We start from the raw sequence: 21,429 nt of genomic DNA, 5'->3' as shown, positions 1-21,429 counted from the left end.
CGTTTGGGCGCTAATTATATAGGCAACCCTTATGAAGCGTAAGTGGCTTTTCATGTGAGGAGAATATATGACCTGATATCAATAGCTTGAAGCTTGCCAGGAGACGTTTTGAGTCAAAGCGTGTGGCATTTTATAGACTAAGGTATAATCCGCGCCCTTTATAGCGCGTGATCGAGATTACGGCGCAAGATCAATCGTAACGTAGCCGATAGCTGGCGCCGCCGTACCGCCAGTGAATAGGCATGGGAAGGAACATGGTCAATTTTACTCGCCGCCGCGTCATCCAAATTGCGGGTGGCTTTGCGCTTACTGGCGTTGCCGGGCGCTGGCTGGCGGTGCCCGAGGCGTTCGCCGGGCAAAACGGCGTGCCTGCCGAAGAGGTGGATGATTTTCTCGCCGTGTCGCGCAAGCTAATAATGCGTGATGAGCTCGACGGCAATCTCGCCAATGCCTTGGTTCACGCATCGAAGCTGGCACTCGATAGCTTTACCGAACAGCTAACACGCCTCAAAGCGCTGCTGGCCGAGCAGCCTGCGCTGCTCGACGGCGAACAGCTCGATTTTGGCGCCGCGTTCGCTGCCGAAGAGGCGCTGGCTCGCAACGTGCTGAGCGGCTGGTACACCGGCGTGGTCGGAAGCGGTGATCAAGCTATCTACGTGACCCATATCAATGCGCTCTCCAATCAGGTCGTGGCGGACAAACTGGTGCCGACGAGCTTCTCCTACGGCCCCTGCGGTAGCTGGCACCGTGCGCCTTAGGGCAAAAGATACCCAGCACAGCTAACTCAGAAAACCTGATTCAGAAAACCTGATTCAAAAAACCTAGATCCGCGACGACTTAGATCGTCAAGCGGCCCAGCAGGCAGCGGTGTATATCGCTGCGCCGAAGGTGTCAGACCGTCGCTTTCAAAGAGAATATGTGATTCCCATGAGTAACGATAAAGTCGCCGACGTCGTCGTTGTCGGCGCGGGCATTTGTGGTTCCCTGCTCGCAACGCGCTTGGCACGTGCCGGGCGCTCCGTACTGCTGCTCGAATCGGGCCCGCGCAAAGGTCGCGGCGAACTGGTGCAGAATTACCGTGAATCGGCGTTCAAGTCCGATTACATGGCGCCTTACCCCTACTCCGAAATGGCGCCTCATCCGCGCTTTTCGCCAACGCCTAACGATTACCTCGAACAGGCAGGCCCCCACGCCTATCAGGCACAGTACATCCGCATGCTAGGCGGCACCTCCTGGCACTGGGCGGCGCAGATGTGGCGTTACGTGCCCAACGATTTTCGTACCCAAAGCCTTTACGGCGTGGGCGTGGATTGGCCGATCAGCTATGACGATCTGGAAGACTACTACTACCAGGTAGAGGTCATCACCGGCGTTGGAGGTGAGCCGGATAATGGCTCGCCCCGCACCAAGCCCTTTCCCATGGAGCGGGTGCCTGCGTCTTACCTGCAGCAGCGGGTCACCGAGCGACTGGCGCCGGAATATCGCGTCATCGATGACGCCACGGCGCGCAACAGCCGCAGCTACGGCGGCCGTCCGGCCTGCTGCGGCAACAACAACTGCATGCCGATCTGTCCTATCGATGCTCAGTACCATGGCGGCATCGCCGCGCAAGAGGCCGAGGCCGAGGGTGTCGAAATCGTCACCGAAGCGGTGGTCTATCGCCTCGAACACGACATTCAAGGGCGCATCAGTGCGGTGCACTACTACGACTGGGACAAGGTGAGCCACAAGGTGACCGCCCAAACCGTGGTACTGGCGGCCAACGCCATCGAAACGCCCAAGCTCTTGCTGATGTCGACCAGTGATCGATTCGAAAACGGCATCGCCAACGCCCGAGACAACGTCGGGCGCAACCTTTGCGATCACCCGGCCGTCGGCGTCAGCTTCGATGTCGACGAGCCGGTATGGCCCGGCCGTGGCCCGGTGAGCCCGTGCTCCATCGGCGATTTCCGCGACGGTGAGTTCCGCGCCGAGCACGCGCCGTTTCGCCTCGATATCTCCAATGGCTCCAAAGTCGCCTCGGTCACCAAGGAGCTTCTGGCCGAGGGCTATCACGGCCGCGCGCTGGAGGAGCAGGTGCGCTTTCGCTCGGCTCGCCGCCTGGCGCTCAAGAACGCCATGGAGCAGCTGCCGGACCCCAACAACCGCGTTACCTTGAGCGCTACGCGCGATGCGCTCGGTTTGCCCACCCCTCGGATGTACTGGGACATCGGCGCTTACGAGCGTCGCGGCGCGGAAGCCACGCGCGCGCACTATACGCGCATCGCCGAGATGCTGGGTGGCACCAACGTCAAGCACAGCAAAGAGGGCGCGTTCTCCAACCGTCAGCACATTACTGGCACGCTCTCCATGGGCAATGACCCTGCCACCAGCGTCACCGACGCTTGGGGCCGCGCTCACGACCATGAAAACCTGTTCATGGTCGGCACCGGCGTGATGCCCACGGTGGGTACCTGCAACGTTACCCTGACCGCCGCGGCCCTGGCGCTGCGTACCGCAGATCGCATCCTGGAGGAGACCCAGCATGGCTAAGCTCTTTACGGGTCTCGTGCTCGTTGCCAGCAGTTGGCTCGTCGCCCAGGGTGCGCAGGCGCAGGAGGCGGACGCTGCGCTTATCCAGCGCGGTGAAGCGGTGGCCATCGAAGGCGACTGCGCGGCCTGTCACTCCGAGCCGGGGCGGCCTGCCTTCAGCGGTGGCCATCCGATCAAAAGCCCGCTGGGGACGATCTACAGCACCAACATCACGCCTTCGCTCGAGGCGGGCATTGGCCACTATTCGCTCGAAGAATTTTCAGCGGCGCTGCGCCAAGGCGTGCGCGCTGATGGTGGTCATCTCTATCCGGCCATGCCTTATACCGCCTACGCCAAGCTAACGGATGACGATATCGAAGCGCTCTACGCCTACTTCATGCATGGCGTTGCGCCTGCCGATGTCGCCGCAGAGGAAACCGCGCTGCCGTTTCCGTTCAACCTGCGCTTCTCCATGGCGGGCTGGAACCTGCTGTTTCTCGATGATGCGCCTTTCGAACCCGACCCGGCGCGCTCCGAGCAGTACAATCGCGGCGCCTATCTGGTGCAGGGCGCCACGCACTGTGGCACCTGCCATACGCCGCGTAACTTCCTGATGGCCGAGCGCGACAGCGCAGCGCTCGAAGGGGCGTCGCTGGGCACCTGGTACGCGCCGAACATCACCGCCGATGTGCAAAACGGTATCGGCGACTGGAGCCACGCGCAGCTCGTCGACTACCTGCGTACGGGCCACGCCGACAACGGCGCCACCGCCGGTGGCCCCATGCTCGAGGCGATCGATCTAAGCTTCTCGCGCATGCCGCTTACCGACCTAGAGGCGATAGCGACCTATCTGCTACCCGAGGGCAGTGAGTCGGCGGCTCCGATTAACGCAGAGGCAAGCAGCCCAGACGCAGAGACAAGCAACGCCTCCGCGCCGCAACCGCTGAGCGACGACGACACTCCAGCGGCGCTTGCTGCCATCAGCCCCGGTGAGCGGGTCTATCGTAATCAGTGCGCGGCGTGCCATGCCCCCGATGGCGGCGGCCTGAACGGCCTACCGTCGCTGGTAGGCCATCCCGTTCTCGATAAGCCCAATGCGGATAACGTCGTCATGGCCGTGCTCGAAGGCGTCTGGCCCGAACATCGCCAAGGCATGCTGGGCTTTGCCGAGGAGCTCGATGACTTCCAGGTAGCGGATGTCACCAACTACCTGATGGATGAGTTCGGTGGTAGCGACGTGCGCATCGATACCGCGCGCGTGGCTGAGCTTCGCGCAGGTGGGGCACCATCAACGCTTTTGCTGCTTGCGCGCGTGGGCATGGTGGCCGGTGCCGTGGTGGTCGTTGCGCTGCTGGTCCTGATGTTTTGGCGTCGGCGTAAGCGCCTGCGTTAAGGCATAGGCGCGCTTTGCTGCGCCCGCAAAAAAAGAGCCCCGCTCCCTGATGAGGAGGCGGGGCTCGCGCGTTTAATAAGGCGTGGTTATGCCTCGCTAGGCTTGGCCCGGCAGGCCGCTGCGGTAAACAGCACATCGGTAGAGGAGTTCAGCGCCGTTTCGGTGGCGTCCTGCACAACGCTAATGACAAAGCCGATACCGACCGCCTGCATGGCGACTTCCGTGGGAATGCCAAAGAGGCTGCAAGCCATGGGAATCAGCATCAAGGAGCCGCCCGCTACGCCGGAAACGCCACATGCCGCCAGCGCCGACACGATGCATAACAGCAGCGCAGTGGCGAAATCCACCGGAATGCCCAGCGTGAAGGCCGTGGCTAAGGTGATGACCGTAATAGTGATGGCCGCGCCGCACATGTTGATGGTGGCGCCCAGCGGAATCGAGATGGCGTAGGTGTCGGCGTGCAGGTTCAAGCGCTTGCACAGCGCCAGATTGACCGGAATGTTAGCGGCCGAGCTGCGGGTGAAAAACGCCGTGATCGCGCTACCGCGCAGGCAGGTAAAGACCAGCGGATAAGGGTTCTGGCGCGTAGCGATGAACACCAGCAGCGGGTTGGCAACCAGCGCGACGAAGAGCATGCAGCCGACGATCACGCCCAGCAGGTGTAAATAGTGCACGATGGCATCGAAGCCTGATTCCACCAAGGTGCCCGCTACCAAGCCGAAGATACCTAACGGTGCTAGCCGAATCACCAGCGCCACCAAGCGCGACACCGCATCGGCAAGATCGCTCAGGGCTTGGCGTGTAGTGTCACTTGCCTGGCGCAGCATCAACCCCAGGCCCACAGCCCAGAGCAAAATGGCGATGAAGTTGGCCTCCATGAGCGCGCTTACCGGGTTGCTCATGGCGTTTAGTAGCAGGTTGCGCAGAATCTCGAAGATGTCACTGGGCGGGCTGCCATCGGCCTGCGGGGCGTTGAGCGTAAGCTCCGAAGGGAAGGCGAAGCTTGCGGCCACGGCAATCAGCGCCGCCCCCAGCGTGCCGACGATATACAGCACCAGCACCAAGCGAATGTGCGTTGGCTGACCGCGCCGATGTGCGGAAATCGCCGCTGCTACCAAAACGAAGACCAAGATGGGCGCTACGGCCTGCAGAGCCGCAATGAATAGCTGACCAAAAAGGGCGACCTGCTGCGCTGCCTCTGGCGCCAACAGTGCCAGTAGCGTAGCGGCCACGATGCCGATGAGGATCTGGGGGATTAGGCCCAGGCGAAGAAGAGGCCGTAACAGCCCTTGAACGGTAGCGAGCATGACGCAACTCTTGAGTCTTTGAAGGATAACGCGAAGGGAAGAAGCCCTGCGCGCAGTGGCAAGGGGCGGCATTCTACCAGTTGACGCCTAGCAGTGGGGAAAACGCTGTAATTGGCTGATATCGCTTTCGATAAAGGCAAGTTATAGTTCGTTGGCTTGATGCGTATGGCATTCGTCAGCCGCTTAAGTGATTGGGCACAAGCCCGATATCCCATCCCGATACTTAATAGAAGAAAGAGGACTACCCAATGCGCATGCGTATGAAAGGGTTGATCATGGGGGTGCTGTTAGCCTGCACTTCCCCTTTGCTGATGGCGGCCGATTACTACGTCGACGTGACGAATCGCACCGGATACACGATTTTCTATCTCTACGTGAGCCCAGGGAGCGCCAAAACCTGGGAAGAAGACGTACTGGGAAGCGATGTGATCATGAACGGCGATACCACTCGGGTGACCCTCACGGGCTATACCAACCCTTATTTCGACATCCAAGCGGTCGATGAAGACGGGGATAGCTATACCTTCTGGAACGTCAACGTAGCCGAGCAGGATCTGGTCATTACTCTGGACCATCTCGACTAATGAGCGCTAGAACCCGAGCGCGAATATCCAAACGTTAGATACACGTCGCCCCCACTACTAGGCTTTGTAACGATAGATACGCTATCTAACAAATGCTCAGTAGTGGGGGCGATGCTGCGGAAGTGCGCTTAGGTTGATCACGCAGCCGCGTGAGCCAAAGCAGCAACCGCAGGGCGATGGGTAGGCTTAGCAAGTACTTCGCTAGCCTTGGCATTGGCCTTCATCGACATCATTTGAGCGCGGCACTTGGACGTGAGCTCCAACACTTCGTCGGCGCTTCCCCACTTGAGCAGCATCTCGTCGAGAAGCTGATCGGCCTTGGAGAACTGGCCCCATTGGCACAGCAGGGTAGCAATGGCTTGATCACATTCCGGTGTGTCGTAAAGGTCATCGCGTAGCGCATCGATCGAGAGCTCAAGGGCCGCTTTGGACATATCGCTCAGTTGTACATTTTGCATACTGCACCTCCTTGTGAACGCAATAGATAGAAAATCGTACTGCTATCGTTTCGCTGTATACGTATCTTGTACATGGCTCAGCGTAATATAACTTTTCCCGCCGTGCAAACCCCTTGAGTACGCTTTCACGAGAATTTGATCAAACGGTAAGAATTGCATGTTGCCGAAGTAAACATAGGTATGAGGTGGCCGTTGGCACGCCGCCATGCCTTAGCTTGAACGCGGGCGTGTTGTTTTTATCCATGTTTTTCAACTTCTTAATATTTAACCTGCAATGATCTGCTCATTTATATTGATAAATAGACGCATTTTCTTTAACGCTAGGTGCGCTCAAACGGGCCTGTAACAGTATGGAAATGAGAAGGGCTGAACAACATGTATAAAATGTAAAAGTTGTACATAATGGTATTCTTGTAAGCCTTTTGAATAGATTTTGGAGTCTTGTGGCAGCTTGTCCTATCAGCAAATTTAACCTGTGTAATGCTAAGAAAGCGTCGCAGGGACAGCTGTTGTATAAGAAATTGTGTCGGTTCGTAAAATTAAATGCATCTAATTTATAAGACTCTAGTCGTTAGACTTTGGTTGTATTTTTTCACCTATCGCTGGACTAATAGGGCTGGGACGTGAATAAAGGGCGCCCGACGCTATCGGGTCAGCGCCGACTGATCTTGACGATTGACAACGAACACACGACCTTTTATTCATCCTGACTTGCAAGCGGTACCTTCCAATGCGCCTAACTGCCATGACGACCGTGTGGGACCACCTATGGCACTCCCACGATCAAGCCAAGAAACTGCTGATGTGTGCGCTGCCCACGACCAGTGCGCCTGGCGCAGCCCCCGCTGAAGCCGATAACGATGGTGCCTCTGCGCGTAACGGCGGCGCGGGTGGCCCAGCGCCGCGTCCGCCTGCCTATAACAAGCCGCAAACGGTGGGTCTCGTGCTCGGGCCGCTGCTGTTTGCTTTCGTGCTCCTGTTCTTCCATCCGGCCGACCTGAGCTTCGAAGGACGCATGGTGCTGGCGACCACGCTGTGGGTCGCGGTGTGGTGGATCACCGAAGCCATTCCCATCCCGGTTACGTCGCTGCTGCCGATCATTTTGCTACCGATCACCGGAGCGCTGGAAGGCAGTGCGGTAACGGCGGCGTATGGTAACCCGATCATCTTCCTTTTCCTTGGCGGCTTTATGATCGCTCTGGCGATGGAGAAGTGGGATCTACACAAGCGCATCGCGCTGACGATCATTTCCATTTTGGGTACCAGCATCAATAGCATCGTGTTCGGCTTCATGGCCGCCACGGGCTTTCTCTCTATGTGGGTCTCCAACACCGCAGCGGTCATGATGATGCTGCCTATCGGTACGGCCATCGTCTATCAGGTCAGCCAGGAGTTAGCCAAGCAGGGCGGCGATAACAGCGACGACATCGACAAGTTCAGCAAGGCGCTGATTTTTGGTGTGGGTTACGGTGGCACCATTGGCGGCTTGGGTACGCTGATCGGCACGCCTCCCAATATCATCCTGGCGGCAGTAGTGAATGAGCTATTTGGCTACGAGATCTCATTCGCCAGTTGGCTAATGTTCGCCTTCCCGGTGGTCGTGGTGCTGCTATTCGCGGGCTGGGCGATGCTTACCTATTTGATCTATCCGGTGAAGTTCAGCAAGCTCCCGGGTGGGCGTGAGCTGATCCAAAAAGAGAAAGCGGCCCTGGGTAAAATCTCCTTCGAAGAGAAGGCGGTCCTTGGCGTTTTCCTCTTTGCGGCCTTCTTCTGGATCACTCGCTCGTTTTTATGGCAGGGACAGATCATCAACATCCCCGGCATCAGCGATACCATGATTGCGGTAGCCGCCGCCGTGCTGCTCTTTTTGATTCCTTCGCCGAACAAGGGCGGTTGCCTGTTGGATTGGGAAATCGCCCGTGACGTGCCCTGGGGGATCCTGCTGCTCTTCGGAGGCGGTCTTGCGATCGCGGCAGGCTTTGGCTCCTCGGGCCTTGCCAACTGGATCGGTGCGCAGATGGGCGTGCTCGAAGGCGTCAATTTCGTCATGGTGATTTTGCTGGCGACCGGTATGGTGCTGTTCCTCACCGAGATTACCTCGAACACCGCGACCGCCACCATGATCCTGCCCGTGCTCGCCTCGCTGGCGCTGGCACTCGGCGTACATCCCTTCGCGCTGATGGTGCCTGCGGCCATGGCGGCCAACTGCGCCTTCATGCTGCCGGTCGGCACACCGCCCAACGCGATCATCTTTGCTACCGGCAAGATCAAGATCATCGAAATGGTGCGCAACGGTTTCGGCCTCAACATCCTCGCCATGTTCCTTATCGCCGGTGCGGTCTACTTCCTCCTGCCCATGCTGTGGGGCGTGGATCTGCATATCTACCCCGAGGCGTTTCGTAACTGAGTTTTTGTAACTAAGTTTTTTGTAACTAAATAGCTCGACAACATGGGTTGAATTTTGACCCATCTAATAAGGCTCTCATCACATGATGAGAGCTTTTTTTATAACGCTAGGCGTTACTTAGAGCGATGAGTGCCGCTATTGACTACTTTTCGACAAATCAGAACGAGTATCTATAGTGGCTAATGCAGTATGGACGAGAGGAGGCTTTCAGTAGTAATACGCAAAGGATGCGTTAGATGGCTGATATTCAGAGACTTATTGTTTAATCACCTAGTACTTAATCACCTAGTACTTAATTAACTAGTACTTACATCCCATAGCAACATCGTCATCCGCACCTAGGAGACCGAACATGGATCTGTTGGAATCAACCGTGCGATACCTTCAAGAGCACGAATTGACGCTTGCAACCGCTGAGTCTTGTACCGCTGGCCTAATCGTTTCCGAGCTTGCTCGTATACCCGGAAGCGGTCAATCGATTGACTGTGGACTTGCTGTTTACTCGCCTCAGGCCAAACACCGCTATCTTGGCGTCAGCTTTGAGACTATTGATACCTATGGCCTTACGAGCGAAGCGACGTCACGTGAGCTGGCATTAGGCGCTCTGGATAACAACGACGCGGATATTGCCGTGGCTAATACTGGCATCGCAGGCCCAAAGCCACATGATGACATTCCGGTAGGCACTGTTTGCTTTGCCTGGGCGCTTCGGCATGATGGTAAAACCTTTTTGTTTGTCGAAACACGCCATTTCCCGGGCGAGCGCAACGACGTTCGTTTGGCAGCGGCGCATCACGCGCTTAAGCAGATACCAACGTATCACGGCGCCGTCATTCGTAAAGAGGCATCTGCCTACGACATCGATCAGGACAAGGAGACAACATCATGAGCAAGCCGTTATCTTCGCAAGCCGACATTCAGCAAGCACTGGAGGTCAAGGCGACGATCGATCCGGCTGAGGAGAGGCAAAGGCGCGTCGATTTTCTCTGCAACCACATGCGTGAGTCGGGACAGCACGCCTTGGTGCTCGGCATCAGTGGCGGCGTCGATTCCACCGTGGCCGGGCGGCTGGCTCAGCTTGCCGTTGAGCAAGCCCGCGAGCAAGGCATCGAGGCCCGCTTTTACGCCATGCGACTACCCTATGGCACCCAGCATGACGAGGACGACGCCCAAGCAGCGATCGACTTCATCCAGCCTGATGAGGTGCTGACCGTAAACGTCCAGCCAGCGAGTGATGCCACGATGAGTGCTTTGGAAGCGGGCGGGCTTACGTTTCGCGACGATCATCACCGTGATTTCGTACTAGGCAACATCAAAGCGCGTCAACGCATGGTGGCTCAATATGCCGTAGCTGGGGCGAAGGGCGGGCTAGTCGTAGGAACCGATCAAGCGGCCGAGGCGCTAATGGGCTTTTTCACCAAATACGGTGACGGCGCCTGTGATGTGGCGCCGCTCACCGGGTTGACCAAGCAGCAAGTACGCATAGTGGGCAACGAACTGGGCGCTCCCGAGTCACTGGTCGCCAAGCAGCCTACAGCGGATCTCGAAACACTCAAGCCGGGTTTTGCTGACGAAGAAGCTCTCGGCGTCTCCTACGCAGATATCGATGCCTTTCTGGTCGGACAGAGTGTAAGTGAAGCCGCGCGCACCATCATTGAAGACACCTACGCGCGCACTGCGCACAAGCGGCAACTGCCCATCACACCCTGAAGGCTGGCATAATGCAGGTCACGCTCTAGCCACCTATAAGACGAGCCTGCCATGCGCCTTCTTCACACCGCCGACTGGCACTTAGGGCGGCTTTTTCATAACGTCTCGCTGCTCGATGAACAGCGCCACGTGCTGAATCAGCTCATCGATATCGTCGATCGCGAGGCGGTGGACGCCGTGCTCATCGCCGGGGACATCTACGACCGCTCGGTGCCCCCGGCGAGTGCCATCAAGCTGCTCGACGAGGTGCTCGTCGCGCTGTGTCAAACCCGCGGTGTGCCGGTAGTGATGATTTCGGGCAACCACGATGGCGCCGAGCGCTTGGGCTTCGGCGCGCGCCATTTGCGCCAGGCGGGGCTGCATATTCTCACCGACCTGAGCGCCTTCGACGTACCGGTCATGCTCAGCGTGGACGGCTGCGAGGTAGATATCTTCGGCATTCCCTACGCCGACCCCGAGAGCGTGCGCAGCCTGTTCAAGGTAGACGCACGGGATTTCGACGCTGCCCATCGCTACCTCGTCGAGCGTATCGAACACGCCCGGCGGCCCAAGCGCCCCACCGTGCTCATGAGCCACTGCTTCGTTGCTGGTGCCAGCGCCTCTGACTCCGAGCGCCCGTTGTCGTTGGGTGGCGCCGAGAGCGTGGCTTGGGAGCCCATGCAGGGCTTCGACTACGTCGCCCTAGGCCATCTGCACGGCCCACAGCAGCGCGGCGGTGAGCATGTGCGTTACAGCGGCTCGCCGCTCAAGTACAGCTTCTCCGAGGTGAGTCAGCGCAAGGGCGTAACGCTGGTGGATATCACCCCCGAGGGCGTCACGGCGATTCGCCACGTCGATCTACACCCGCGCCACGAGGTGCGTCTGCTCGAAGGCGAGCTCGACGCGCTCATCGAGGGGGCGGCCAACGATCCAGCGCCGGAGGACTACCTACTGGTGCGCCTTACCGACCGCCACGCGCTGCTTGACCCGATAGGCAAGCTGCGGGCGGTCTATCCCAACGTACTGCACCTGGAGCGCCCTGGCATGTTTGCCGCCCAAGGGGCAAGCGCGCTCGAGCGCCAGCGGCTCAAAATCGACCCGCTGGCCATCTGCCACGACTTCTTCGAGCAGGTGGGCGGCGAGCCGCTAAACGAAGCGCAGAGTGACGCCTTAGGCCAGCTCTTGACCTCGCTCACCCGCAGCCGCGAGGAGAACGCATGACGCCGCTACGCCTGACCCTGCAAGGGTTTGGCCCCTTTGCGGGCACCGAGACGTTGGACTTCACAGCCCTTGGCAAACATCCGCTGTTTCTCATCAACGGAGCCACTGGCGCGGGTAAAAGCTCGATTCTCGACGCCATCTGCTTTGCCCTCTACGGCCAAACCACGGGGGCCGAGCGCGACGCCAGCCAAATGCGCTGCGATCAATCGCCCGCTACGCTGCTCACCGAGGTGTGCTTCGAGTTTCAGCTGCGCGGTGAGCGCTACCGCGTGCGTCGTGTGCCGCAGCAGCCTCGCCCCAAGGCGCGCGGCGATGGCTTCACCCAGCAGCAGGCCGAAGCGCAGCTGTGGCGTTTGGACGCCAACGGCGAGGTGGAGAGCCTGCTGGTAGCGCGTAAGGTCAACGATGCCACCCAAGAGCTCGAACAGCTGATTGGGCTGGATGCCAAGCAGTTTCGCCAGGTCATGGTGCTGCCCCAGGGCAAGTTTCGTGAGCTGTTGCTGGCGGGCTCTCAAGAGCGCGAGACGATCTTCTCCCAGCTCTTTCAGACCCAGCTCTACCAGCGCATCGAAGAGCGCCTTCGTGAGCAGGCAAGCGGTATCGAGCAGGAGGTCAAGGCGCACCGCCACCGCCTGGCGGGCATCTTGGCGGCAAGTGATCTGGAAAGTGAAGCCGAGCTCGAAGACGCGCTCAAAGAGCTCACGCCTCAACGCGACGATGCCCAAAAGGCGCTCGATAGCGCCCGCCAAGCACGCCAAGCGAGCGAGCGGGCGCAGCAGGCGGGCAGCGCGCTCGCTGCGCTATTCGAGCAGCAGCGTCGCCTCGATGACGAGTACGCGCGCCACCAGGCCGAGCTTCCCGCCATCCAGGCGCTTTCCGAGGCACTGAAAGCCGATAGCCAGGCCCGCGCGCTCGCCGGAACCTTCGATGCTAAGCGCCAGGCCGAGCAGTCACGAGCCAAGGCGCAAAGTGCCGAGAAAGCGGCTTTCGAGCGCCTCGACGTGCTTACCCATGATGCCGAAAAGGCACAAACGGCCTGGCACGCCGCCGACGCCGAGGCGAAGCAGCTACCCGCCTGGCGCGAGCAGCAGCACCATCTACAGCATGCCGTGGCGCAGTGCCGCGAGCTTACAAGCGCGGAGACAGAGCGTAAGCGCCTGGAGCGCGACTGGCAGAGTGCCCGTGAGCATCTTGCTCAGGCCGAAAAGCAGCTGGTTCAGCTGCGCACGAAAGGGGAGGCCGAGCGCGACGTTCTAGCGAGTGCGCAGAAAGAAGCCGCTAACTTGGCAGGCAGCCATGAGCGCCAGCGCACCTTTATCGCCGTTTTCGAGCAGTTCGACGAGCGCGCGACGCTCCTGGGTGACATTGAACGTCAGCGCGCGACGTTAGTCAGCGCGAAGGCCGAGCTCGCCACACTACGCGAAGCCCAGCGTAATAAAGAGCATACCGCACTGGATACCGAAATGCGTTGGCACCAGGGCCAGGCGGCGCTGCTGGCGCGCACGCTCGAGACCGATACGCCGTGCCCCGTATGCGGTAGCCGCGAGCACCCGGCCCCGGCAAGTGATAAAGCGCCGCTGGTGACGCAAGAGGCGGTCAAGCGGGCGCGCGCCGAGCACGACGCCGCCCATGCGGCCTGGAGCGAGCAGCACCAACGCTGCGACCGCCTCGCTCAAACGCTCGACCACGCCCAAGCGCAGAGCGAAAAGCTCACCCAGCGTTTGGGCGAGTGGGGTGAACGGCCCCGCCAAGCCTTGGAGGCCGAAGCCGAACGCCTTCAAGCGCAGGTGGCGCTTGCCGCGCAAAACGCCGAGCGTATCAACGCGAAAGAGCAAGCGCTTGCTACGCTGCGCGATCAGTGGCGCCACGCCGAGGCGAGCGTTTCGCAGCAGCGCCCTGCGGTGGAGGCCGCGTATCAGCGCTTTACTCAGCTCGACGCCCGCTGCCAGTCGCTGCGCGCCGCTTTGCCCCAAGACGCAACGCTTGCCGAACTCGACGCGCGTTTGCAAGCGCTCACCACGCAAATAACCCAGGGCGAGCGCGCCTTTGAAGCAGCGCGCGAGCGCCACCAGCACGCCACCACCGAACTTGCCCGTGGGCAGGCCGTGCTCCAGCAAGCGCGTCTTCAACTCGACGAAGCCAAGACTCACGCCGAGGCCCAAGAAAAGCGCTGGCAGGCGGCGCTAAAGGATAGTCCCTTTACTGACGAGGCCGCGTTCTGCGCCGCCCGGCTCGATGCCCCCGAGCAGCAGCGCTTCGAGGCGCAGGTACAGCAGTTTCATCAGGCGCTGCAGCGCCTTGAAGGCCAGCGCGATGGCTTGCGCCAGCGGCTGGAAAACGAGACTCCGCCGGATACGCCCGCCCTCGACGCGCGGGTGGTAGAAGCCCAAGCCCAGGAGCGCGAGTGCGATCAGGCCCTGCAGGCGCTGGCGCAGCGCATCAACCAGCTGCTCGATACCCGAAGTAAGCTTGAAGCCGCGCACGCGGCGCAGGCGGCGTTGGAGGAGCGCTATCGCGTGTGGGGAACACTTAGCGAGGTGGCCAACGGGCGGGTAGGGCAGCGCATCAGCCTGCAGCGCTTCGTGCTTGGCGTGCTGCTCGACGATGTGCTGCTACAGGCATCGACGCGCCTCAACCGTATGAGCCACGGGCGCTACCGGCTGGTACGCCGCCAAGAGGCCACCGGCGGCACGCGTGCTTCGGGGCTCGAGCTCGACGTCGACGATACCTATAGCGGTAAGCAGCGCCCGGTGGCGACTCTCTCCGGGGGCGAGTCATTCATGGCGGCGCTGGCGCTGGCGCTTGGCCTTTCTGACGTGGTTCAGGGCTACGCGGGGGGCATCCAGCTGGATACGCTGTTCATCGACGAAGGCTTTGGCAGCCTCGACGCTGAGGCGCTGGAGCAGGCCATTGCCATGCTCAGCGAGCTGCAGATGAGTGGGCGCACCATCGGGCTGATCTCACACGTCAGCGAACTCAAGGCGCAAATGCCAGTCCGTGTAGAGGTGAGCGCCGCGCGAACGGGCAGCTCGATTCAGGTGCGCGGCCAGGCGAGCGCGTGAGCGATGGTCGATAATACTCAAAGGCCAACGCCAAACATCTGATCAACCCTAGTCCACACATTCGTATCAGTCGGAGAGAGCAAGCATGAACGCAAGCAAGATTTTGCAGCAGTTGATGCAGCAGGCCGGGGGCAAGAGCCAAGGCGGCAAGCCCGGTGGCGTAGACGTGAAGGGCATGCTCAGTGGGCTATCGCGACAGCTGGGCGGCGGTGCGGGCGGCGGCTCCTCTTCCGGCGGCGTGGATATGAAAAGCCTCTTGGGCGGTGGTGCGCTGGGCATGCTGGTGGGCTCGAGTCGCGGGCGTAAGCTGGGCGGCAAGGCGCTGAAGTATGGCGCCATCGCAGGTGTCGGGATGCTGGCGTGGAAGGCGTGGCAAAACGCTCAGGATAAAAAGGGTATGGCCGATGGCGCCACCAGCGCCGCTGGCCCCGAAGAGGCGGCCGCCGAGGGCGAGCGAGTCGATGTACTCGAAGGCGAATACCAGGAGCGGCGCAGCCTAGAGCTGTTACAGGCGATGATCATGGCCGCCCGCGCCGATGGCCATATCGATGCCGCTGAGCGCGAGTTGATCGCCCAACAGATCGACGCCCTGGGGGCCGATGACGAACTTCACCGCTGGGTGGAGCAGCAGCTAAACGCGCCGCTCGATGCTAATGCCCTGGCGCAGCAGGCCGATTCACCGCAGGCCGCGCGTGAAATGTATTTGATCAGCCTCGCCGTCATCGACGAGGAGAACCCCATGGAGCGCGCTTGGCTCGACCAGCTCGCTGGCGCCTTGAAGATTCCCCGTGACGTGGCGGGTGAGCTCGAACATCAGGCGCGTCACGCCGACTAGCTCAGAACGCCAACCGCCACGTCCATGACGTGGCGGTTGGCGTTTAGCGTGTGAAAGGCGTGGGTGAAACGTTACGAAGAGACCACGATCACCGACTTGGCGTTAACGAACTCGTGCATGCCGAAGCCGCCGTGTTCGCGGCCGTAGCCGGAGTCTTTTACCCCGCCAAAGGGCATCTCCGGGGTGGCCACACCAAAGCCGTTGATGAACACCATGCCGGTATCGAAGTGTTTGCTGGCCAGTTCGCTTGCGCGTTTCACATCGGTCGAAATGATGCCGCCGCCAAGGCCGTAACGGCTGTCGTTGGCGATACGCATGGCGTCTTCGTCATCCTTGGCGCGAATCAGTGCGGCTACCGGGCCAAAGAGCTCGTCGTCGTAGGCGGGCTGGCCAGGTTTGACCTCATCGAGCACGGTGACCGGGTAGAAGGCGCCTTTGCCACTGGGCTTCTCGCCGCCGCAAAGAATCTTGGCGCCTTTCTTGACGCTCTCTTCCACTTGCTCGTGCAGCGTATCGCGTAGATCCTCCCTCGCCATGGGGCCGAAGTCGGTGTCTTTGGCGCGCGGATCGCCAGTCTGCATGGTCTTCATCTTCTCGACGAAGCGCGAACGGAAGGCCTCGAAGTTCTTCTCGGTGACGATGAAGCGCTTGGCCGCCACGCAGGTCTGGCCCGCATTGTAGAGGCGCCCGGTAACGCAGGTGTCCACGGCGACCTCGAGATCGGCGTCGTCGAGCACCAGGTAGGCATCGTTGGAGCCCAGCTCCAGCACCGTCTTCTTGAGATGCTCGGCGGCCTTGGCGGCAACTTTACGCCCGGCGGTATCGCTACCGGTCAAGGTCACGCCGCGCACGTGCGGGTGGGCGATGACCTCGTTGGAGGTGTCGTGGTCGATCACCAGCACGCGGAAGACGTTTTCGGGAAGGCCCGCTTGGCGAAAGAGCTTCTCCAATAGCAGGCCACTGCCGGTGACGCACTCGGCGTGCTTGAGCAGTACCGTGTTGCCCGCCATGAGGTTGGCGACGGCGTAGCGCACTACTTGGTAGGCGGGGAAGTTCCACGGCTGGATGCCGTAAATCACGCCCATGGGCGAGTAGGTAATGAAGCCTGATTCGCCGTTGCCGGGCTTACGCTGCTCGTCGGCGAGCTTGGTTGGGCCGTGCTCGGCGGTGTAGTCGCAGATGCCGGTACACAGATCGACTTCGTCGGCTGCGCTCGAGGGCGTCTTGCCCATTTCGTCGACCATGAGTTCGACGATCTCGTCTTTATGCTCGGCAAGCGTCTTGCCCAGCGCCTTGATCAGCTTGGCACGCTCATCGAGCGGCTTGAGACGCCAGTCGAGAAAAGCGCGGTGACTGGCATCGATAATCTCTTTGGCCTTACCTGCATCCATCAGGTCGTAGCTTTTCAGGGTGGCGCCGGTGGCGGGGTTGACAGTCGTAATCGAGTTGCTCACAAGACCTCCTATCTTTTGATCAACGTAAAAACGGTGACTGTGCTGCTGCCAAAAGAGACTGGTCTATTGGCATGCCGTTACCACTGTAGCCAAGGTGATCGCGCTCTGCGTAATAATGTAGCGGTAATTCGGTGTGACAAAAGCGCCTGCCCACAAAGTCGAGTTGTGCCGTCAGTCAACCGCCTTATAAAAAGTAGGTAAGCGAGCGGCTGGCGAAAAGTAGCCAGCGCATAAAATCTGTTCATAAATAAAACCTAGCCATAAATAAAACCTAGCCATACCTACCCATAAGAGGCGAGCGGATGAGCGCAACGAATAACGACAAGCGTAGCTTCGACAAGTGCAGCTTCGATTACATCGTCGTGGGAGCTGGTACCGCAGGTTGCCTCATGGCCAACCGGCTCAGCGCAGACCCCAACAACCGCGTGCTCTTGATCGAGGCGGGCGGGCGCGACAACTACCACTGGATCCACGTGCCGGTGGGCTATCTCTACTGCATCAACAATCCGCGCACCGACTGGCTGTTCAAGACCGAGCCAGACGCAGGCTTGAACGGCCGCTCGCTGATCTATCCACGCGGCAAGACGCTGGGCGGCTGTTCGAGCATCAACGGCATGATCTATATGCGCGGCCAGGCGCGTGACTACGACCACTGGGCCGAGGTCGTCGGCTGCGGCGAGTGGCGCTGGGAGAACTGCCTGCCCGACTTCAAGCGCCACGAGAACCACTACCGCCTTGACGCTGAAGGCCATGGCGACGCCGCCCACCGCGACTTTCACGGCCACGGAGGCGAGTGGCGGGTAGAGAAGCAGCGCTTGAGCTGGCCGGTACTGGATGATGTGGCCGCCGCTGCCGAAGAGGCGGGCATTCCGCGCACCGAGGACTTCAATCGCGGCTGCAACGAAGGTGTGGCCTACTTCGAGGTCAATCAGCGCAACGGCTGGCGCTGGAACACCTCCAAGGCGTTTCTGCGCGGCGCGTTGAAGCGCCCCAACTTCACCCTCTGGCATTCGACCCAGGTCAATCGGCTCTGCTTTGATACAGCGGGCTTTAATGCAGGCCAAGATCAGCCACGCTGCCGGGGCGTCGAGGTCGTGCGCGAGGGGGCGGTGGTCGAGGTGGCCGCGCTCAAGGAGGTCGTGCTGTGCGCCGGCGCGATTGGCTCGCCGCATCTCTTACAGCTTTCCGGGGTGGGGCCAGCAGCGCACCTGCGCGAGCAGGGCATCGAGGTGGTGCATGACCTCCCTGGAGTGGGCGAGAACCTGCAAGATCACCTACAGATACGTTCGGTGTATCGTGTCAGCAAGGCCAAAACGCTCAACGCCATTGCCAGCACCCTATGGGGCAAAGCGGGCATTGGCTGGGAGTATTTAATGCGGCGTACTGGGCCCATGAGCATGGCGCCTTCGCAGCTTGGCGCTTTCACTCGCAGCAGCGAAGCCTACGCTCATCCCAATCTTCAATACCACGTTCAGCCCTTGAGCCTGGAAGCCTTTGGTCAGCCGCTGCACCCCTATCCCGCGATTACCGCCAGCGTGTGCAACCTTAACCCGTCGAGCCGGGGGAGGGTGCGTCTTAAAAGTCGCGACCCAGCGGCACCCCCTATGATCATGCCGAACTATTTGAGCACCGAGGAGGATCGTCAGGTGGCGGCCGACTCGCTGCGAGTAACGCGGCGTATCATGGGGCAAGCGGCGATGGCCAAATACGCTCCGGAAGAGGTCAAACCCGGACCCCAGTACCAGAGCGACGAAGAGCTAACACGCCTGGCGGGAGATATCGGCACGACGATCTTTCACCCGGTGGGCACGACGGCCATGGGGCGAAGCAGTGATCCCATGGCCGTGGTCGATGCGCGCTTGAGGGTGCACGGTATAAGCGGGCTGCGTATTGCCGATGCTGGTATCATGCCCACGATCACCAGCGGTAATACCAACTCTCCGACCCTGATGATCGCCGAAAAGGCCGCGCGATGGATTTTAGAAGCGTCGTCATGACGCTGACATTTTTTTCGAGTACAGTGTTGACGTGCGTTACAACAAGGCGCATGCTGCAAACAGTAGGTTAGCAAGTCGAACGTTGTCAGTACTATCGAAACGCCCGTAAGCGTTTGAGTCTGGTCCAAGTTTCTTGTTTTACCCACTGTAACTCGGGTATTTCCCCGGCTCTACTTAAAGCTAAATCGAGGATTTCGATCATGGCAACTGGTACCGTTAAATGGTTCAACGACACTAAAGGTTTCGGCTTCATCTCTCCGGACGACAACGGCGACGACCTGTTCGCGCACTTCTCCGAGATTCAAGCTGACGGCTTCAAAACTCTGCAAGACGGCCAGAAGGTTTCCTTCGACGTCACCCAGGGTAAAAAAGGCCTTCAGGCTTCCAACATCAAAGTCCTGGGTTAATTCCCACTTTGATGGAGGCATCGGCGCCTTCGCGCTGATGTCCTCGAAAAACCTCGCTTCGGCGGGGTTTTTTGTTGCCTGACGTTTGCCAAGCGAATACTGACTAACTCCTCACTCCTCACTCCTCACTCCTCACTCCTCACTCCTCACTCCTCACCATATTCCTTTGTCTTCTTAATTTGTTTCTAAAAATAACTTTTTAGCATATGTAAATCACGGCACAATGAGCCTAGTCGTCGCCTAACTCATTCGTGCGTTGCCGTTTTATGCTGAAAGGATCAAACCCTTATGTCGTTGGATGCCTGGATCGCTACCGGGGTCGTCATGACCATTTTTCCCCTGATGGCGCTGACGCGTTTGGGGGCGGACATGATTCTGCTCGGCGCCGTGATCCTGCTACTGACGTTGGGGGTGATCGATACCAACCAGGCGCTGGCGGGTTTCTCCAATAGTGGGCTATTCACCGTAGCCTTCATGTACGTGCTGGTGGCGAGCATTCGCGAAACCGGCGGTATCGATTTGATCATTCGCTACGTGCTGGGCCGTCCCACGCGCGAGCGCAGCGCCTTGGCGCGTCTTTTACTGCCGGTGGCGGGGCTTAGCGCCTTTCTCAACAATACGCCGGTGGTGGCGACCTACATTCCTGCGGTGATGAGCTGGAGCCGCCGTTTGCAGCTTTCGCCGCAGCGGCTTTTGATGCCGCTGAGCTTTGCCTCCATCCTCGGCGGCACGGTCACGCTGATCGGCTCGAGTACCAACCTGGTCGTCTATGGCCTCGTTACCCAGCGCTACCCTGAACTCAATCTGCATCTGTTCGATTTGGCCTGGGTGGGCATTCCCGTGGCGCTGGTAGGGCTTGGCTATTTGATACTCCTGGGGCCAAAGCTTCTGCCCGCGCGTGAAAGCGTGTCCGGCGTATTTGCCAACCCACGCGAGTTCACCATCGAGATGGAGGTCGACCCCGAAGGGGCGCTGGTGGATAAAACGGTAGAGGAAGCGGGGCTTCGCCACCTGCAGGAGCTCTTTCTGGTCGAGATCGAGCGTGCCGGTAACGTAGTCAGCGTGGTCGGCCCTGGCGAGCGTCTCAAAGCGGGTGATCGTTTGGTGTTCGTAGGCACCAGCGACGCGGCGGTGGAGCTTCAGCAGATTCGCGGGCTGATTCCCTCACGCGATGCAGGGTCAAGCCTGGAAAAGGAGTTCAAGGAGCGCCGTCTGGTCGAGGCGGTGGTGTCCGATCAGTGCCAGTTCATCGGCCAAACCCTGCGCGATGGCCGCTTTCGTACCCTCTACGGCGCCGCCGTGCTGGCAATTTGCCGGGGCGGCGAGCGGGTGCGGGGCAATTTGGGACAGGTACGTCTACAGCCCTCCGATGTGCTGCTGCTGGAAGCGCGCCCTCCCTTCATCGAGCGCCACCGCCAATCCAAGGACTTCTTGTTGATCAGCGAGCTCAACGGCTCGGCGCGCCCGGTGCACGAAAAAGCGCCGCTGGCCTGGGCTTTGCTGCTGGGGGCCATCTTTCTGGCGGCGACGGGCGTGCTCAGCATGCTCAACGCCGCCATGCTGGGTGCGGCCATCGCGGTGATGAGCGGCTGCTGTAGCGTAGGGGCGGCCAAGCGCAGCCAGGATACCCAGGTGCTATTGACCATTGCGGCCTCGTTTGGCGTTGGGGCGGCGCTGCAGAGTTCCGGCGCGGCCCAGGCCATGGCGGGGGGGCTTTTGGATCTGGTCGGCGGCAATCCTTGGCTATTGCTCTTGGGCACCTATCTGGTGGTGGCGCTGCTGACCGAGGTGGTCACCAACAATGCCGCTGCGGTGATCATCTTTCCCATCGTCATGGCCGGGGCCGAGAGCCTTGGCGTGAGCCCAATGCCCTACATTTTGACCGTGATGTACGCCGCCTCGGCGAGCTTTCTCACCCCGCTTGGCTACCAAACCAACCTGATGGTGCACGGCCCCGGCGGTTACCGTATCGGTGATTTTGCGCGCGTGGGCGGTGGGCTCAACGTGTTGACGGGCGCGGTGGTCGTGACCCTCGTGCCGCTTTTTTGGCCATTTTAATGCCAGAATGAAAAGCCCCCTGGGAAGAAGGGCGTTCGCACTCGCG

General features: G+C 60.1%; 16 protein-coding genes. 13 read left to right on the top strand and 3 right to left on the bottom strand.

Annotation, left to right across the window (positions count from 1 at the left end; all coding sequences use genetic code 11):
- Nucleotides 1-254: 254 nt before the first annotated feature.
- From LLY24_RS10000 to LLY24_RS09990, 3 genes are all read left to right on the top strand, one after another.
- Nucleotides 255-758 (top strand): sorbitol dehydrogenase family protein, encoded by a 504-nt coding sequence (locus LLY24_RS10000; protein WP_259036149.1) that lies wholly within the window; start codon nucleotides 255-257, stop codon nucleotides 756-758.
- 169 nt (nucleotides 759-927) lie between these two features.
- Nucleotides 928-2,532, top strand: coding sequence for a GMC family oxidoreductase (locus LLY24_RS09995; RefSeq protein ID WP_259036148.1), 1,605 nt, complete (start codon nucleotides 928-930; stop codon nucleotides 2,530-2,532).
- A complete protein-coding gene (locus LLY24_RS09990; RefSeq protein WP_259036147.1) occupies nucleotides 2,525-3,904 on the top strand; it encodes a c-type cytochrome in 1,380 nt (459 codons plus the stop codon). The genes LLY24_RS09995 and LLY24_RS09990 overlap by 8 nt, the downstream gene beginning before the upstream one ends.
- An 86-nt stretch (nucleotides 3,905-3,990) precedes the next feature.
- Here LLY24_RS09990 and sstT read toward each other — a convergent pair whose 3' ends face one another.
- Complete coding sequence (gene sstT / locus LLY24_RS09985) at nucleotides 3,991-5,211, bottom strand: serine/threonine transporter SstT (RefSeq protein ID WP_259036146.1); 1,221 nt, start codon at nucleotides 5,209-5,211, stop codon at nucleotides 3,991-3,993.
- 248 nt (nucleotides 5,212-5,459) lie between these two features.
- On the opposite strand from sstT, the gene LLY24_RS09980 reads away from it, so the two are divergent.
- Entirely contained in the window at nucleotides 5,460-5,795 is a 336-nt protein-coding gene (locus tag LLY24_RS09980) for a hypothetical protein (protein WP_345799649.1), read from the top strand.
- Nucleotides 5,796-5,932: 137 nt separating this feature from the next.
- Here the strand turns inward: LLY24_RS09980 and LLY24_RS09975 are convergent, their stop codons facing one another.
- Entirely contained in the window at nucleotides 5,933-6,253 is a 321-nt protein-coding gene (locus LLY24_RS09975) for a hypothetical protein (protein ID WP_259036145.1), read from the bottom strand.
- A 745-nt stretch (nucleotides 6,254-6,998) separates the two neighbouring features.
- On the opposite strand from LLY24_RS09975, the gene LLY24_RS09970 reads away from it, so the two are divergent.
- From LLY24_RS09970 to LLY24_RS09945, 6 genes are all read left to right on the top strand, one after another.
- Entirely contained in the window at nucleotides 6,999-8,660 is a 1,662-nt protein-coding gene (locus tag LLY24_RS09970) for an SLC13 family permease (RefSeq protein ID WP_259036144.1), read from the top strand.
- A gap of 352 nt (nucleotides 8,661-9,012) precedes the next feature.
- Nucleotides 9,013-9,549: a CinA family protein gene (locus LLY24_RS09965; RefSeq protein ID WP_259036143.1), complete on the top strand. Its 537-nt coding sequence runs from the start codon at nucleotides 9,013-9,015 to the stop codon at nucleotides 9,547-9,549.
- Nucleotides 9,546-10,370, top strand: coding sequence for an ammonia-dependent NAD(+) synthetase (gene nadE / locus LLY24_RS09960; protein WP_259036142.1), 825 nt, complete (start codon nucleotides 9,546-9,548; stop codon nucleotides 10,368-10,370). The genes LLY24_RS09965 and nadE overlap by 4 nt, the downstream gene beginning before the upstream one ends.
- Before the next feature lie 51 nt (nucleotides 10,371-10,421).
- On the top strand, nucleotides 10,422-11,570 hold the full coding sequence (locus LLY24_RS09955) for an exonuclease SbcCD subunit D (RefSeq protein ID WP_259036141.1): 1,149 nt from the start codon (nucleotides 10,422-10,424) through the stop codon (nucleotides 11,568-11,570).
- Entirely contained in the window at nucleotides 11,567-14,632 is a 3,066-nt protein-coding gene (locus LLY24_RS09950) for an AAA family ATPase (protein WP_259036140.1), read from the top strand. The genes LLY24_RS09955 and LLY24_RS09950 overlap by 4 nt, the downstream gene beginning before the upstream one ends.
- 85 nt (nucleotides 14,633-14,717) lie before the next feature.
- On the top strand, nucleotides 14,718-15,467 hold the full coding sequence (locus tag LLY24_RS09945) for a tellurite resistance TerB family protein (RefSeq protein ID WP_259036139.1): 750 nt from the start codon (nucleotides 14,718-14,720) through the stop codon (nucleotides 15,465-15,467).
- Nucleotides 15,468-15,538: 71 nt separating this feature from the next.
- Here the strand turns inward: LLY24_RS09945 and LLY24_RS09940 are convergent, their stop codons facing one another.
- A complete protein-coding gene (locus LLY24_RS09940) occupies nucleotides 15,539-16,921 on the bottom strand; it encodes an NAD-dependent succinate-semialdehyde dehydrogenase (RefSeq protein WP_259036138.1) in 1,383 nt (460 codons plus the stop codon).
- 302 nt (nucleotides 16,922-17,223) lie between these two features.
- Here LLY24_RS09940 and LLY24_RS09935 point away from each other — a divergent pair, with 302 nt between their 5' ends.
- The 3 genes from LLY24_RS09935 (at nucleotide 17,224) to LLY24_RS09925 (ending at nucleotide 21,383) form a co-directional block, all read left to right on the top strand.
- A complete protein-coding gene (locus LLY24_RS09935) occupies nucleotides 17,224-18,918 on the top strand; it encodes a GMC family oxidoreductase (RefSeq protein WP_259036137.1) in 1,695 nt (564 codons plus the stop codon).
- Nucleotides 18,919-19,118: 200 nt separating this feature from the next.
- Complete coding sequence (locus LLY24_RS09930; RefSeq protein WP_054641278.1) at nucleotides 19,119-19,325, top strand: cold-shock protein; 207 nt, start codon at nucleotides 19,119-19,121, stop codon at nucleotides 19,323-19,325.
- Between the two features lie 288 nt (nucleotides 19,326-19,613).
- Nucleotides 19,614-21,383: an SLC13 family permease gene (locus LLY24_RS09925; RefSeq protein ID WP_259036136.1), complete on the top strand. Its 1,770-nt coding sequence runs from the start codon at nucleotides 19,614-19,616 to the stop codon at nucleotides 21,381-21,383.
- Nucleotides 21,384-21,429 lie beyond the last annotated feature (46 nt).

The sequence above is a fragment of the Halomonas dongshanensis genome (assembly GCF_024790395.1).
GTDB lineage: Bacteria > Pseudomonadota > Gammaproteobacteria > Pseudomonadales > Halomonadaceae > Vreelandella > Vreelandella dongshanensis.
The sequence above is the reverse complement of the archived record's forward strand: the minus strand, read 5'-3'. Positions and strand labels throughout refer to the sequence as shown.